The sequence below is a fragment of the Microthrixaceae bacterium genome (assembly GCA_023957975.1).
In the GTDB taxonomy this organism is placed as follows: Bacteria; Actinomycetota; Acidimicrobiia; order Acidimicrobiales; family Microtrichaceae; genus JAMLGM01.
Map to the genome: position 1 here is coordinate 187,784 of JAMLGM010000007.1, position 14,434 is coordinate 202,217.

The 14,434-nt window shown below is 66.0% G+C and carries 12 protein-coding genes; 3 read left to right on the forward strand and 9 right to left on the reverse strand.

What is annotated here, in order from left to right:
• Positions 1-121: 121 nt before the first annotated feature.
• Positions 122-2,584 (forward strand): DUF87 domain-containing protein, encoded by a 2,463-nt coding sequence (locus M9952_11660; GenBank protein ID MCO5313576.1) that lies wholly within the window; start codon positions 122-124, stop codon positions 2,582-2,584.
• 166 nt (positions 2,585-2,750) lie between these two features.
• Here the strand turns inward: M9952_11660 and M9952_11665 are convergent, their stop codons facing one another.
• The 5 genes from M9952_11665 to M9952_11685 all read right to left on the reverse strand — a co-directional run bounded on the left by M9952_11665 (position 2,751) and on the right by M9952_11685 (position 8,668).
• Entirely contained in the window at positions 2,751-3,701 is a 951-nt protein-coding gene (locus M9952_11665) for an ATP-binding cassette domain-containing protein (GenBank protein ID MCO5313577.1), read from the reverse strand.
• Positions 3,702-3,793: 92 nt separating this feature from the next.
• On the reverse strand, positions 3,794-4,882 hold the full coding sequence (locus tag M9952_11670) for an ABC transporter ATP-binding protein (GenBank protein MCO5313578.1): 1,089 nt from the start codon (positions 4,880-4,882) through the stop codon (positions 3,794-3,796).
• Between the two features lies 1 nt (position 4,883).
• Positions 4,884-5,822 (reverse strand): ABC transporter permease, encoded by a 939-nt coding sequence (locus M9952_11675; protein MCO5313579.1) that lies wholly within the window; start codon positions 5,820-5,822, stop codon positions 4,884-4,886.
• Positions 5,819-6,817, reverse strand: a complete 999-nt coding sequence (locus M9952_11680) for an ABC transporter permease (protein ID MCO5313580.1) — start codon at positions 6,815-6,817, stop codon at positions 5,819-5,821. The genes M9952_11675 and M9952_11680 overlap by 4 nt, the downstream gene beginning before the upstream one ends.
• Before the next feature lie 87 nt (positions 6,818-6,904).
• Positions 6,905-8,668 (reverse strand): peptide ABC transporter substrate-binding protein, encoded by a 1,764-nt coding sequence (locus M9952_11685; protein ID MCO5313581.1) that lies wholly within the window; start codon positions 8,666-8,668, stop codon positions 6,905-6,907.
• 215 nt (positions 8,669-8,883) lie between these two features.
• Here M9952_11685 and M9952_11690 point away from each other — a divergent pair, with 215 nt between their 5' ends.
• A complete protein-coding gene (locus tag M9952_11690) occupies positions 8,884-9,609 on the forward strand; it encodes a hypothetical protein (protein MCO5313582.1) in 726 nt (241 codons plus the stop codon).
• 75 nt (positions 9,610-9,684) lie between these two features.
• Positions 9,685-10,824: an LLM class flavin-dependent oxidoreductase gene (locus M9952_11695; protein ID MCO5313583.1), complete on the forward strand. Its 1,140-nt coding sequence runs from the start codon at positions 9,685-9,687 to the stop codon at positions 10,822-10,824.
• 41 nt (positions 10,825-10,865) lie between these two features.
• On the opposite strand, the gene M9952_11700 is transcribed toward M9952_11695, so the two are convergent.
• Genes M9952_11700 through M9952_11715 form a run of 4 tightly spaced genes read right to left on the reverse strand, consistent with a single transcriptional unit; the run spans position 10,866 to position 14,423 of the window.
• Positions 10,866-11,582: a hypothetical protein gene (locus tag M9952_11700; GenBank protein MCO5313584.1), complete on the reverse strand. Its 717-nt coding sequence runs from the start codon at positions 11,580-11,582 to the stop codon at positions 10,866-10,868.
• Positions 11,582-12,514 carry an ABC transporter ATP-binding protein gene (locus M9952_11705; protein MCO5313585.1) on the reverse strand — a complete coding sequence of 311 codons (933 nt, stop codon included), beginning with the start codon at positions 12,512-12,514 and terminating at the stop codon, positions 11,582-11,584. Before M9952_11705 ends, M9952_11700 begins: the two co-directional genes overlap by 1 nt.
• Positions 12,511-13,503 carry an ABC transporter permease gene (locus tag M9952_11710; protein MCO5313586.1) on the reverse strand — a complete coding sequence of 331 codons (993 nt, stop codon included), beginning with the start codon at positions 13,501-13,503 and terminating at the stop codon, positions 12,511-12,513. Before M9952_11710 ends, M9952_11705 begins: the two co-directional genes overlap by 4 nt.
• Positions 13,500-14,423, reverse strand: coding sequence for an ABC transporter ATP-binding protein (locus M9952_11715; GenBank protein ID MCO5313587.1), 924 nt, complete (start codon positions 14,421-14,423; stop codon positions 13,500-13,502). The genes M9952_11710 and M9952_11715 overlap by 4 nt, the downstream gene beginning before the upstream one ends.
• Between the last annotated feature and the right edge of the window lie 11 nt (positions 14,424-14,434).

A 14,434-nucleotide genomic window follows, 5' to 3' on the forward strand; every position in this document is an offset into this window, starting at 1 on the left:
CGGATGAGATTCTTTCACCAGACGGACCCGATGGCGACGCGAGCCGCTTCCACTGGGCGTAATCACCCACACACGCCGTCGTGTACGCCACCGGATGGCGAAAGCTGCTACGAACAACTGCATGTCGACACGACCCGAAGGAATGTACGTCGGTGCGCTCACCGACCCGGCTACTCACGAACGCAGCGAGACGCCCTTGGGTATCAATCCCGACGACCTGACCACCCACGGGGTCATCGTCGGCATGACCGGATCGGGCAAGACCGGCCTCGGAATCGTGTTGTTGGAGGAGGCGCTGCAACACGACATCCCCACGCTCATCCTCGATCCGAAGGGTGACATGGGCAACCTCTTGTTGAGCTTCCCGTCGCTCGCCCCCGAGGAATTCGCACCTTGGGTGCCATCCGGCGAGGACGCCGCTGCGGTGGCGGCGACCTGGTCCGAGGGACTCGGCGGTTGGGGGCTCGGGACCGAGGACATCGTGCGACTTCGAAGTGGTCATCGCATGTGCGTGTACACGCCGGGCAGCACCGCAGGAGTTCCGATCAACATCGTCGGGTCGCTCGCACCGCCGACCAACATCGCCATCGACGACGAAGCGATTCACGACGAGATCGAAGCGCTCACCCAGGGCCTCCTCGGGCTAGTGAACATCACCTCGGATCCGCTGAGCGGCCGCGAGCACGTCCTCATCGCCAACCTCATCCACCAAGCCTGGTCGGCGGGCGAAACCCTCGATCTCGCCACCCTGCTCGGGCGGATCCAGGACCCGCCGATGCGCAAACTCGGGGTGATCGAGATCGACACGTTCTTTCCCCGAGCCGATCGTGCCGCGCTGATGATGAAGCTCAATGGCCTGCTCGCCTCGCCCTCGTTCGCCGCCTGGGGGGCAGGGCAGGCCATCGACATCGACTCGATGCTGTGGGCACCCGACGGGTCGCCGAACGCAGCGGTGGTGTACCTCGCGCACCTCTCCGACGAGGCGCGCCAGATGGTCGTCACCCGGATCCTGTCGAAGCTCGTGAGCTGGATGCGCGGACAACAAGGTTCACCCAAACTCCGGGTCCTCGTCTACATGGACGAGGTGTACGGGTTCGTGCCACCCACCGCCGCTCCCCCGTCGAAAAAGCCCATCCTGACGCTGTTCAAGCAGGCTCGGGCGTTCGGGGTCGGTGTGGTGTTGGCGACACAGAACCCGGTCGATCTCGACTACAAGGCCATCTCGAATGCGGGCACATGGATGGTGGGGCGCCTGCAGACCGAGCGCGACAAGGCCCGACTGCTCGATGGAATGAGCAGCGCGGCCGGCACGGTCGATCTCCGGTCGGTCGACGCCACGATCTCGGGGCTCGCCAAACGCGAGTTCCTGTTACACACCACCGGGGGCAAGGCGCCGCGGACCTTCGCGGTGCGATGGGCCATGTCGTATCTGGCCGGCCCGTTGTCGAGCGATCAGGTCGGCCGACTGCCCGGCATGGCGGAACTCAAGAACGCACCGACAGCCGCGCCGGCTGCCGCCGCGCCGGCTGCCGCCGTGCCGGCTGACCCGGCGCCGACTGACCCGGCGCCGACTGACCCTGAGCCGGCCGCCGCTGCGCCCGTTGCTTCGGTCTCGTCGCCGTCGCCGACGCCAGCCCACGCCGATGATGAATCGCCGGTGATGCCGACCGTCGCCGAGGGGATCGCCGTGCGGTTCCTCGACCCGGCGGCGCCCTGGTCGTCCGTGCTCGGGACGCGACCGGAGGGCCGACGGCTCCAGGCGTGCATCGCCTTGCGGGTGAATCTCACCTTCGACGACACGGCTGCCGGCCTCGACCACACCGAGGAGTGGGAGGCGATCCTCGCACCCCTCAACGACGCGAACCTCGACGTCACGCGCCCCTACGTCGTCGACTACGACGATCGCGACCTCGTCGCCGCCCAGCCCGATGGCACGGTCTTCGTGTTGCCGGGGGCTCCGATCAAGAACAAGACCTTCTTTTCGGGGGTGGAGGCGGCCGTCAAGGACCACCTCGTGCGCACGCAGACGACGACGATCTTCGCCAACAAGACCTTGAAGCTCTACAGCCGTCCCGGGGAATCCCGCGACGAGTTCGTCGCACGCTGCGCCGCCGCTGCCGATACTGCGGCGGACGCCGAGACCGACAAGTTGCGGGCCAAGCTCCAAGCGCGAATCGACAAGCTCCGCACCGGCGCAGCCACCGATCAGCGTCGGGTCGAACAACTCGAGGCCGAAGCACAGACCTCCAAGCGCAACGAAATGTTGGGCACGGCCACGAGCGTGCTCGGCTCGCTGTTCGGAGGCCGCAAGAGTGCCCGGTCGATCGGAACCGCGGTCAACCGCGCAGCCACGGGTCACGGACGTGCCCAACGGGCTGACAACCGGGTAGATGCAGCGGCCGCACGGGTCGAGGAGAAGCTCGCGAATATCGACGCGCTCGAAGCTCAGCTCGCCGACGAGGTCGGCTCCATCGTGTTGCGCTGGGACGAGGCCGCCGCGCTCATCGACGAGGTCGCGATTCCGCTCGAGAAGACCGACGTGTCGATCGCCCAACTTGCGCTCGTCTGGGTCCGCACCGCATAGCTGCACGGACCCCGCTCGCCCGGACCACGCAACCACCCGCCCGGCGAGGTTCTGTAGGTATTTCCGGTTGCTATGGCAACCGCGATTACCTACAGAACCGCAAGCGCGACGCAAGCGCGACGCAAGTGCGACGCAAGTGCGGCGGTCGGCCACGACGAGTGCGGCGTTACGCCTCCGGGTGCCAGCACGCAACCCGGTGGGCCGCCCCCTCGCCGGGACCATCGCCATCGACCGAACCCGCCGGCGCGACGAGCGGCGGCTCCTCGGTGGCGCACTGTTCGGTGGCCTTCCAGCAACGCGTACGAAACCGGCACCCCGACGGAGGGTCGATCGGCGAGGGAACGTCGCCCTCCAACACGATGCGTCGCCGGGTGCGTTCCCGAACCGGGTCCGGCACGGGCACGGCCGACAACAAGGCGTGGGTGTAGGGGTGGCGCGGCCGCTCGTAGATCTCCTCCTGGGTGCCGATCTCGACGAGCTTGCCGAGGTACATGACCCCGACCCGATGCGAGATGTGACGCACCACCGACAGATCGTGGGCGATGAACAGATAGGAGATGCCACGCTCGTCCTGGAGCCGTTCGAGCAAGTTCACGATTCCGGCCTGAATCGACACATCAAGTGCCGAAACTGGCTCGTCGAGCACGATGAACTTGGGGGCGACCGCCAACGCCCGCGCGATTCCGATGCGCTGACGCTGACCACCCGAAAACTCATGGGGATAACGGCTCGCATGTTCCGGCGACAGCCCGACGGTTCGCAGCAGTTCGGCGACCTCCTCGCGGGACTCCGCGGCGCGCTTTCGTTGGTGCACCAGGAACGGCTCGGCCAGAACCTCGCCGATCGTCATGCGCGGATTCAGCGACGCATATGGATCCTGAAACACCATCTGTGCCTGGCGGCGCAGCTCCTTGTCGGCGATTGTTGCGGTGTCGACGCCATCGATCCGGATCGATCCGCTCGTCTTCGACAACAGATTGAGCACCACTCGACCAAAGGTCGACTTCCCGCAACCCGACTCGCCCACGATGCCGAGGGTCTCCGACGAGTCGAGGGTCAACGACACGCCGCTGACCGCGTGCACCGTGCCCACGCGATGGCGTATAAACCCGCCCATCACCGGGAACTCCTTGACGACGTCGACCGTCTCGAGCAACGGGGCCGACGCCGCGAGCGCCACCGCGCCGTCCTGTGACGTGGAGGGTTCGGTCATCGCTCACCTCGTTCGATCATGACCGCCGCCTCATCACGGCGATGACACGCCACCTGGTGCGAACCCATGGCAGCCGCAGCGTCCGCTTCTCCAGCGCCGTCAACACCACCGTGACCACCACCGCTACCGCCCGCCGGCGCGAGCTCGGTCAACTCCGGCATCACGTCCGCACATCCGGTCGAGCGCCGAGCGATCGAACAGCGCGGATGGAACGCACACCCCGACGGCGGGGTCAGCATCGACGGCGGTTGCCCCCCGATCGGGGTCAAGGTGTCGCCCTCGCGTGCGTCCACCCGGGGCAACGACCCCAACAGCCCGATCGTGTACGGGTGGGTCGGGCGGGCGAACAGCTCGTCGGTCTCTGCCCGCTCCACCACCTTGCCCGCGTACATCACCGCGACCTTGTCGGCCATCGATGCCACCACGCCGAGGTCGTGGGTGATCAACATGATCGCAGCGCCACGGCGTCGACTCGCCTCCAACAGCACCTCGAGCACCTGGGCCTGCACGGTGACGTCGAGCGCGGTTGTCGGCTCATCTGCGATGACCAGCTTCGGTTCACACGACAACGCCATGGCGATCATCGCCCGTTGGCGCATGCCTCCGGAGAACTCGTGCGGGTAGCTGTCGACACGCTTGTCGGGCTGGGGAATGCCGACGAGTTGCAACATCTCGATCGCTCGGGTTCTGGCCTCAGAACGCGAGACGCTCTCGTGCGAGCGGACCATCTCGATGATCTGATCGCCCACCGAATACACGGGGTTGAGGGCGGTCAGCGGATCCTGGAACACCATGGAGATCTCACCGCCGCGCACCTGACGCATCCGCTCGTCGTTCGCAGTGAGGAGGTCTTCGCCCCGCCACAAGACCCTGCCACCCAGTCGTGTCCGCCCGGCCGGGTGCAGCCCCAACACGCTGAGTGCGGTGACCGACTTGCCGGAGCCCGACTCGCCGACCACCGCCAACACGTCGCCTTCGCCGACATCGAGATCGACGCCGCGAACCGCCTGCACGAGACCGTCGTCGGTTTCGAAACCGACCGTCAGGTTCTCGAGCACGAGCAGCGGTGACTCCGGCCCAGCCATGTCAGTTGTCCTTCACGTCGAGCGCATCGCGCAGCCCGTCGCCGACGAGGATGAACCCCAGAACCGTCAACACGATCGCCAACCCGGGAAACAACAGCAGGTACGGCGCGTCGCTGAAGAACGCCTTGGAGTTGTTGATCATGAGCCCGAGCGACTGTTGCGGCGGCTGCACCCCGACCCCGAGAAAGCTCAGCGCCGCCTCGGCGAGAATGGCGGATCCGATTCCGATCGTGAGCAACACGACGACCGGCTGCAACACGTTGGGCAGGATGTGGCGCATCATGATTCGGGCGTTCGACACCCCCAGGGCGCGGGCCGCTTCAACGTATTCGAGGTTCTTCGCCTGGATGAATCCGGCCCGCACGGTTCGAGACGTCTGCAGCCATGAACTGAGGGCGAGGGTCATGATGACCGCGAACACACCCTTACCCAAGAAGGTGATGAAGGCGTAGGCCAAGATGATGTAGGGGATCCCCAACATGATGTCGACGAAACGCATGAGGACCGCATCGACGTAGCGGCCGTACCAGCCGGCAATGGCACCGATCACAATGCCCAGCACCGTCTGCAACGCCGCAGAAACAAAGCCGATCACCATCGACAACCGGATGCCGTGCACGATGCGGGCCAGCACATCGCCGCCGCGATCGTCGAGGCCGAGCGGGTGTTGCTTGGTCGGCCCTTCGAGGTAGAACTTGGACAGCTTGGTCGGGTCCTGCACGAGGAACGGACCGACGATGGCGACGAGCACCAGCACGCTCACCAACGCGAGACCGAACAGCGCGAGCTTGTTGCGTCGGAACCTCCGCCAGGCGTCCTGGGCCAGCGAACGCGACGGACCGGATTGGGTCAACGTCGCGTCCGCGACCATCAACAGATCGGAATCGAGGGCACCGTCGTCGGCCGTGCCGCCCTGATCGACCACCGTGATGTCGCTCACGAGTCCTCCCCCAGCCGAATCCGCGGGTCGAGTTTGGCGTAACTGATGTCCACGATCAGGTTGGCGAGGCCGTATACCGCCATCACGACCATCGACAGCGTCAGCACGACCGGCAGGTCGCTTTGTCCTGCCGCCGTCGCCACCTTCGAACCCAACCCGGGCCAGTCGAAGACGGTTTCGGTGAGGATCGCCATCCCGACCATGGTGCCGAAGTCGACGCCGATGAAGGTCACGACCGGGATCAACGCATTGCGCAGCACGTGACGACGCGAGACCACCTTGTCGCCGAGGCCCTTCGCCCGCGCGGTGCGCACGTAATCGGCGCTTTGTGCCTCGAGCATCGTGGTGCGCGTGAGGCGCGCGACGATCGCGGTCGACACGCAGGCGAGCACGATCGCCGGCTGGATGAGGTATTCGAGCTGACCCAACGACGGGATGATGCCGAGGTACCACTCGTTCGGGCCAATCCCGAGCGTCGGAAACCTTGCCCAATCCGGCCAGCCGTGTTCAAACGCATATACGCCGGTGACCTGCTTGAGGAGGTAACCGAGCACAAACACTGGTATGGCCGACGCGATGACCGCGGCCGTCGTGGTGAGGGTGTCGGCAATCGAGTTGCGTTTGCGGGCCGACAACACACCGAATCCGATGCCGACGGTGATCTCGATCACCATCGCCCAGGTGGCGAGCCGGATGCTGTTCGGCAGGCGGGTCTTGACCATGTCCCGAACGGGCTCTCGGGTCTTGAAACTCTCCCCGGAGAGGGTGACGGTCTCGGTGAGGCGATCCCAGTACTGGTGAGGGATCGACTTGTCGAGACCCAACCGTTCCTTGGTGTTCTGGACCACCTGGGGGGACGGCGGCTTTCCGCTTCCGCTGGCGATCTTGGTCGCCGGGTCGCTCGGCAACGCGAAGAACAAGACGAACAGCAGCGTGAAACCACCGAGGAGGGTGACCACCAGTGAAATCAGGCGACGGAGGATGAAGACGACCATGTGGGGTGCGTTCGAAGGAAGGTGTTGTCGAGAACCCGGGGCGGAGGCGAAGGTTCTCTCCTCCGCCCCGGGGCTATCTCATCGGGCCTACTTCTTGAAGCCCACGCGTTCCCACGGAACGGCGCCGAGCGGGTTCGGCTTGTAGTTGCCGACCGTGTCTCGGAACACCTGATCCCCGGTGTACCAGTTGAGTGCGATCACATACGCGGTGTCGTTGAGCAGGCGCTTTTCGGCCGAACGGTACAGTTCGCCGCGCTTGTCCTCGTCGGATTCCTTCAACGCGTCGGCGATCAGTTCTTCGAACTCATCGTCGCTGAAGCGGCCGAAGTTGTTGAGGCCGATCGAAGCACGGCTGAACAGGTCGACCATGAAGTTGCCATAGGTCGGGTAGTCCGCATACCAGCCGGCCCGACAGATCTGGCAGCCACCCTCTTCGGCGATGACCTTGAAATAGTCCTCGTCGATCGGGTTCAGCTTCACGTCGATGCCGAGCACGTCTTTGATGTTCGCCTGCATGACCTCGACGACGGTCTGGTGGGAACCTCCGGCGTTGAACGAGATCGTGATATCACCCGACAGTTCGTTGCCCTCGTCCTGCCACTCCTGGTACAGCTCCTTCGCCCGATCGACATCGGTCGTTGCGAACTCGCCGAGACCCATCTCGAAACCGGGGATGCCGGGAGGGGTCACGCCGGTCGAGATCTGACGAACGCCTTCGTAGGCCTTGTCGTTGATTTCGGAGCGATCGACCGCGAGCGACAGCGCCTGGCGAAGCTTCAGGTTCTTTTCGCCGCCGAGCACCGGGTCCTCGTGGCCGATGTCGAAGTAGTAGGTGCCGAGCATGGTCTCACCGACCGTGTTCGGGTACTTCGCCATCGCTGACTTGTACTTGCCCGACGGGATCGTCGAGGCGTCGCCCTCACCGGAGTCGAACGCCTGGAACGCCGACTCGACGTCGCTGATGATTTTGAACGTCACCTTGTCGAGCACAACGTCTTTGTACCCGGTCACGTCGCCGGCCCACGATTCGTTCGGGGTCATGACGACTTCGCCCTGATCGGAGGCCTCGGCCGAGTCGAGCACGAAGGGGCCATTGCCGATGTACACCCCGTTTTTGCCCCAACCGGTGGTGTTGCCGACTCTCGCGAGGTCTTCGTCGGTGATCGGCGACAGCGGAGCGAACGAGACGATCGCCGGGAAATCCGACAGCGGCGCCTCGAGCGTGACCGTGAGGGTCATGGCCTCGTCATCGGCCACGATCGAATCGAGCGTGTCGAGTTCACCCTCGTTCAGCTTCGCCCCATCTTTGATGAACGAGATCAGATACGAGTACGCGGCTCCGAGTTCCTTGGAGCCGAGACGCTCCCACGCCTGTTTGAAATTGTGGGGCAGCACCGGCTCGCCGTTCGAGAACTCGAGGCCTTCTTTGATCGTGAACACGAATTCAGTCGAGTCGTCGTTCACCTCCCACGACTCTGCTGCGAGGCCCTTGAGTTCGGGCTCACAGCCATTCGAGTAGTCGAAGTCGGTCAGTCCGTCGAAGAGACTGTTCGTGATTTGGGACTCATCGAGGGTCTGAACCGCCGCCGGATCGAAGCTGGTGTTGTCTCCAGCGCTCACCAGCTGTGCGTAGTCGACGAATTCGCCGCCGTCCGCGACATCGTCCCACTCAACCGGACTGCAGTCGGCGTCGCCGCCGGGCATCTCCCCCGAGGCCGCGGTCGTCGTGGTGGCATCGGGGTCGGCCACCTCCTCCGAATCGCCACAGCCTGATGCAACCAGCGCCAATGCCAGCGCAATCGCCGACAATCCGCGTCCGGCCGAAACTGCCGTTCGTCTCGTCCTATACATGCTCACACTCCTTGGTGCCGGGGCACTCGGGCGATCATCGGCTTGCAAGGTCACCGCCATCCCCCCAGCCTCAACCGTTCGAGCCTGACGGCGCACCGAATTGATGCGTCGTTCTGAATCTATCGCCATGCGGTCGATTTGCGTGTGATCGTTGGTCCGGTTTCGAGACGCGTTCCTCCGGGTTCGAGTCGGGGCGCCGACCTAGATTGAGCGCCATGGGCATCACCGGACGCATCACCGCCGTTTTCGCACTCGTGTGTTGCGGGTTCGTGGCCGGGTCGGCGGCGGCCGAAGCGTCGTGCGTGCCCCCTTCGATCGACGTCGTTCCGGCCTACGGAGCGCCCGGCGACCGCATCACGGTCTTCGGCGAGGCCTGGGCGACGAGTTGCGACGATGTCGTCCCGCTGCCGGAGGGGCAGGAGCCAGCGCGCGCGGTCGAGAACATCGACATCACCATGTGGAACTACACCGGGGTTTCGAGGCCGACGTCGGTGGCGACGGCTTCAGCGAACGATCAATTCCAGTTCCGGACCTCGTTCGTCATTCCCGACGATGTTCCAGCCGGAGTGACAACCTTGAACGCGTCACAGGGCTACACCCACTACGCAGGCACTGACTTCTTCATCACCCGCGCTGGCGCCTTGGCGCCCACTACGACGCTGTTCGGCGAACCGGTGTCGACGTTGCCCACCGTCGACACCACCGCAGCGCCGGCACCGTCCACCTCGGCAGCCCCGACCACGACGACGACCGAGACCGCCCCGACCTCGGCCGCAGCGAAGGCCTCGACCTCACGAGCCCCCGACGACGAACGGGCTGGTGCAGCGCCAATGACGTCCGACAGCGGCGTGTCCCCGGGGTGGATCGTCGTAGCCGTGCTCGGGTCTGCGGGTGCTGCGGGCGCGGTGCTGTGGCGCCTCGATCGTTTGCGGCGACGCTGATTCTCCGGCCGCCCGGTTCAATCCTGACCTTGTGCGTCGGGTAACGTCAGATTTTTGCGTTGATGAGGAGCCGCCATGCTCAAGATCCACTGGTTCCTGCCCACGGGAGGCGACTCGCGCGACGTCACCCCCAGCGACGACGGCGCACCGGTGAGACCGCCGTCGTTGGACTACCTGGGACAGATCGCCCGAGCGTGTGACCAACTCGGATTCGACGCCGTACTCACGCCTTGTGGCACCGGGTGCGAGGACTCGTGGATCACCACGGCGATGCTCGTACCGCAGACGTCGCGCCTCAAGTTCCTGGTGGCCATGAGACCGGGTCTGATGTCGCCCACCCTCGCGGCGCAGATGGCGTCGACCTACCACCGGCTCTCGGGCGGACGCATCCTGTTGAACCTGGTAACCGGCGCCGAACCGCGTGAACTGCACCGCTTCGGCGACTACGCCGACAAAGATGCCCGATACGCCCGCACCGGCGAATTCATTGACGTCGTACGCGGCGCCTGGTCCGGCGAGGAGTTCGACTACTCCGGCGAGCACTACGCCGTCGCCGGTGCCACCACCCGTGCCGTGCCGTCGCCGAATCCACCGGAGATCTATTTCGGAGGAGCGTCTGAAGCCGCCGAGCTGGTCGCCGCGCGGGGTGCCGATGTGTACCTCGCCTGGGGCGAACCGCCGGCGATGGTGGCCGAGCGCGTCGAGCGCATGCGCAAGTTGGCGGCGGAAGCCGGCCGTGAGTTGAGACTCGGAATCCGGTTCCACACCATCGCCCGACCGACCTCGGAGGAGGCGTGGGCCGAAGCCGCGCGACTCCAGGCTGCGATGAGCCCCGAGGCGATCGCCGCGGCGCGGGCCGATTTCGAATCGACGATGTCGGAGGGGCAGCGACGCATGGCCGAACTCAGCGGAGCGGCCCTCGACGGGGCCGATCTCTCGGACCCGCGAAGCCTCGAGATCTACCCGAACGTCTGGTCCGGGGTGGGCCTGGTTCGCGGTGGTGCCGGCACGGCGTTCGTCGGCAGCTACTGCGAGGTTGCGGATCGCATCGCCGAGTACGCCGAGCTGGGCTTCGAGGAGTTCATCTTGTCGGGCTACCCGCACCTCGAAGAGGCCTGGTGGGTCGGCGAGGGCGTCTTGCCGGAGTTGCGCCGCCGCGGGCTGCTCGCGGAACTCGACGACCACAACGACGCGCCGGTGTTTCACTTCCGCTGAGCGTCGCAGCGCCAAGTCGGCACACGTCGGCGCATGTCGACTCAGGCCACGGTCATCGAGCGCTGGCGACGCATCGAGATCGCCAACATGGCGACCGTGACCGTTGCAAGTACGACCGCCGCGGTCACCCCACCGAAGTACGCGAGTCGCATCTCCTGGTGCGAGATCGACTGGACCAACGCGACCGCGTAGCTGTGCAGGGACAGGAACCCGACGCCGCGGCCGCCGCGGGCGATGAACTGCTCGAAGATCAACAGATACGCGATCCCCCACACGAGCGAACGCCGGGTGAGTTGGCCGATCAGGACGAACACCGCGCTGTAGGCAACCGCCGCGGCCATCGACGCGACGGCGGCCGCCAGCACCAGGCGCGGCCCCTCCGCGATGACCAGCGCGCTCAGCACCGTCGGCAGCACCGCAAGTGGCACGACGAGGGTGAGGGTTGAGGCGAAGGCGGCCGCGCTGATCGCGGCCCGGCGCAGCGGACGCAACCACAGATACACATAGGTCCCGTCCTCGATCGGGTCACCGAGGGATGCCGTGCCGAACACGAGTGCCGCGAGCGGAATGGTCAGGGTCAGACCGAACGCGTCGATCATCGTGAGCGCCCCCTGCACGCGATCGCCGCTCCCCCGCACCATCCACGACACGATCAGTTGCACCACGGCGACACCGACGAAGCCGTACACCCGCGCCCGGCTCGTCGTCGCCGACAGCAGGGTTCGATAGAGCGCGACGTTCGTCGAGGTCGCCGACATCATCGCCCTCCGGGGCCGGCGACGAGGTACCGAAACACGCTTTCGAGGTCGTCGTCGAGCGGCGCCACCTCGGTGAGTGAACAGTCGAGGTGCCGCGCTGCGGGGGCGATCGATCGCCGAAACAACGCGACGTCGTCGACGGCGACCTCGGCGGTGTCGGCGTCGGTGAACTGCACGCCGCGAACGATGCCGCGGGCCAACAGCGCCGAGGTGAGCGCACGGGGATTGTCGCTGCGCAACCGGATGAGGTGCGGCCGATCGTCCATCAGGTCGCGGATCGCCCGGAAGTCGCCGACCGCGGCGAGGCGCCCCTGGGCGAGCACCAGCACCTGCGACCCGAACCGCTCCACCTCGTCGAGGACGTGGCTGCTCACGATGACGCACCGTCCCTCGGCGCCGAGCCGTTGAAAGATCCGGATCAGCCGTTGGCGCTGGCGAGGGTCGAGGCCGTTGAGCGGCTCGTCGGCCACGATCACCGACGGGCCGTGCACGATCGCCTGGGCGAGCTTGACCCGCTGGCGCATGCCCTTGGAGTACTGGTCGACGAATCGGGTGTCGTCGGGGTCGAGTTCGACGGCTTCAAGGGCCATGCGCGCCGCGGCGTCGGGGTCGTCGACGCTGTTGAGCACCGCCGCGAGGCGAACGAAGTCGATGGCCCGTGTGCGGGGAAACACCCCCTCTTGTTGCGGGACGAGGCCGACGTAGCGCAACACGGCGGTGTTGGAGCGCGGGTCGTGGCCGAACACCGACACGGTCCCCCGATCGGGCGCGGTCAGCCCGACGAGCATTCGCAACACCGTCGACTTGCCGGCGCCATTGGGTCCGAGCAGCGCGGTCACACCGGGTCCGATGTCGAAGCTCACCTCCGACACCGCGACGAGTCCCTTGAACGACTTGGACACGTCGCGAAAGGCGATGATCGGCGCGGTCATTTCGTGACCTCGGCGCGCCGGTACCGGTCCCAGATCACGAGCAACGACACCGCCATCCACCCGAAGAATCCGGCGTAGACGACCCAGGTGTCGAGCGGCGGGCGGGGCCAATACGACAGCGGACCGGGTCGGCCGAACACGCGGTAGGCGAACTCGCTCGGCAACTGCACCAGGTCGAAGGCGCCGACCCACATCGGCGCGCGCAACTCCACCAGCGACAGCGTCGCCAAAACCCCCGCGCCCAGCACCAGGACGATGAACGTCGCCGATGCCGCCGCACGACGGGTCGTGATCGAACTGATGGCGGCGGCGATGAGGGTGTGGAACGCGGCGATGGCCACGCCGACTCCGAGCACCCGGGCCAGGGTGACGATCCAATCACCAAAGCCGTCGGGTCCGTATCCCTGCGAGGTGTAGCCGGTCAACATGACCAGCGCCGGGCCGACGGTGATGATCGACAACAACATGCCGATCGCCATCGCCTTGGCGGCCAGATAACGCGTCCGATTCAACGGCGAGGCGAGATACAGCCCCAACATCCCCGAGCTGCGGTCGGTGCACAGGACCTCGGGAGCGACGAAGGCGGCAAACAGGGCGATGGCCAACACGATCGACCCGTAGGAACCCGGATAGTCCTTGACGAGCTCGTTCGCCACCATTCGACCGACGCCAGCGGGCATCACACCGTCGGATTGCTCGTCGAGTCGGTTGGTCAACACAATGATTCCGACCCACACGATGTGGGGGACGAAGCTGATGGCGATCACAAGGATCGGCACGATCTTGTAGCGGAACTTGCGGTGGATGCCGAGCGCACGCTGCGCCGTGTACTTGACGACGCTGCGCATCGCGCCCGAGGTTCCGGTGCGCGGGCCGTCGTAGTGGCGATATCCGCGGTCGAGAATTTGGGTGCGGGCGGCGGTGGCGCCACCCGCGGCGCTGGCGGCGCTGGCGGCGCTGGCGGCGGTAGGCGGAGTCGTGGAGGTCATGTGCCGACCTCCAAGAAGATCTCCTCGAGGGTGACGATGCGATCCGACAGCCGCAGGATTGGCGCACCGGCCTCGGCGAGGTCGTCGCGGATGATCCGCTGCAGATCGTGCTGGCTCGCACCCGAGGACCCCGAGCGGGTGACCACGAGTGGCCCGTCGCAGCTCACCTCGAATCCCCGAGCGCTCATGCGCCGGGCGAACGATTCCGCGCCCTCGAGCAACTCGACGCTTACGCCGGATCCCTCGCCTTTCAGCGCCGAGAGTTCCCCCGATGCCGTGACCCGGCCGCCGTTGAGGATCACGACGCGATCACACGTGCGCTCGACCTCGTCGAGCAGATGCGAACTCAACAACACGCTCATGTTGAACTCGACGGCGAGGCGGCGAATGAGCGACAGCATTGCCTCGCGCTGGGTCGGGTCGAGGCCGTCGGTCGGCTCGTCGAGCACCACGAGGTCGGGGTCATGAGCGATCGCCATCGCGAGCTTCACGCGCTGCCGCTGGCCGGTCGACAGCGTGCCGAGCGGGCGAAACCGCTCCTCGCCGAGGCCGACGAACCACAGTGCGTCCGATGCCCGGCCGAGCGCCGCTTCCGTGGGCAGCCCGTGGACCTCGGCGATGTGTTGCACAAAGTCGTTCGCAGGAAGGTCGTCGGGCAGGTTGTGATGCTCGGGGGCGTAGCCGATCCGGCCGCGCACCTCGAAGCCGTGCTGGGCTGGGTCGAGCCCGAACACCCGCAGTTCGCCGGCATCTGGGCGATGCAACCCCAGCACCATGCCGATCAGGGTGGTCTTGCCTGCACCGTTGGCACCGAGCAGCCCGGTCACCCCCGGCTCGACCGAGAAATCGGTTCGATTCAGCACAAGGTTGTCGCCGTAGCGTTTCACAACGCCACCGCCGACGATGATCGGGGAAGTCACGGCGCAGAGTT

Bases quoted from the DNA above. Each gene is read 5' to 3' on its own strand.
- M9952_11660 (MCO5313576.1), top strand. From the start codon at position 122: ATGTCGACACGACCCGAAGGAATGTACGTCGGTGCGCTCACCGACCCG.
- M9952_11665 (MCO5313577.1), bottom strand. From the start codon at position 3,701: ATGGGCGGGTTTATACGCCATCGCGTGGGCACGGTGCACGCGGTCAGC.
- M9952_11670 (MCO5313578.1), bottom strand. From the start codon at position 4,882: ATGGCTGGGCCGGAGTCACCGCTGCTCGTGCTCGAGAACCTGACGGTC.
- M9952_11680 (MCO5313580.1), bottom strand. From the start codon at position 6,817: ATGGTCGTCTTCATCCTCCGTCGCCTGATTTCACTGGTGGTCACCCTC.
- M9952_11685 (MCO5313581.1), bottom strand. From the start codon at position 8,668: ATGTATAGGACGAGACGAACGGCAGTTTCGGCCGGACGCGGATTGTCG.
- M9952_11690 (MCO5313582.1), top strand. From the start codon at position 8,884: ATGGGCATCACCGGACGCATCACCGCCGTTTTCGCACTCGTGTGTTGC.
- M9952_11695 (MCO5313583.1), top strand. From the start codon at position 9,685: ATGCTCAAGATCCACTGGTTCCTGCCCACGGGAGGCGACTCGCGCGAC.
- M9952_11700 (MCO5313584.1), bottom strand. From the start codon at position 11,582: ATGTCGGCGACCTCGACGAACGTCGCGCTCTATCGAACCCTGCTGTCG.
- M9952_11705 (MCO5313585.1), bottom strand. From the start codon at position 12,514: ATGACCGCGCCGATCATCGCCTTTCGCGACGTGTCCAAGTCGTTCAAG.
- M9952_11710 (MCO5313586.1), bottom strand. From the start codon at position 13,503: ATGACCTCCACGACTCCGCCTACCGCCGCCAGCGCCGCCAGCGCCGCC.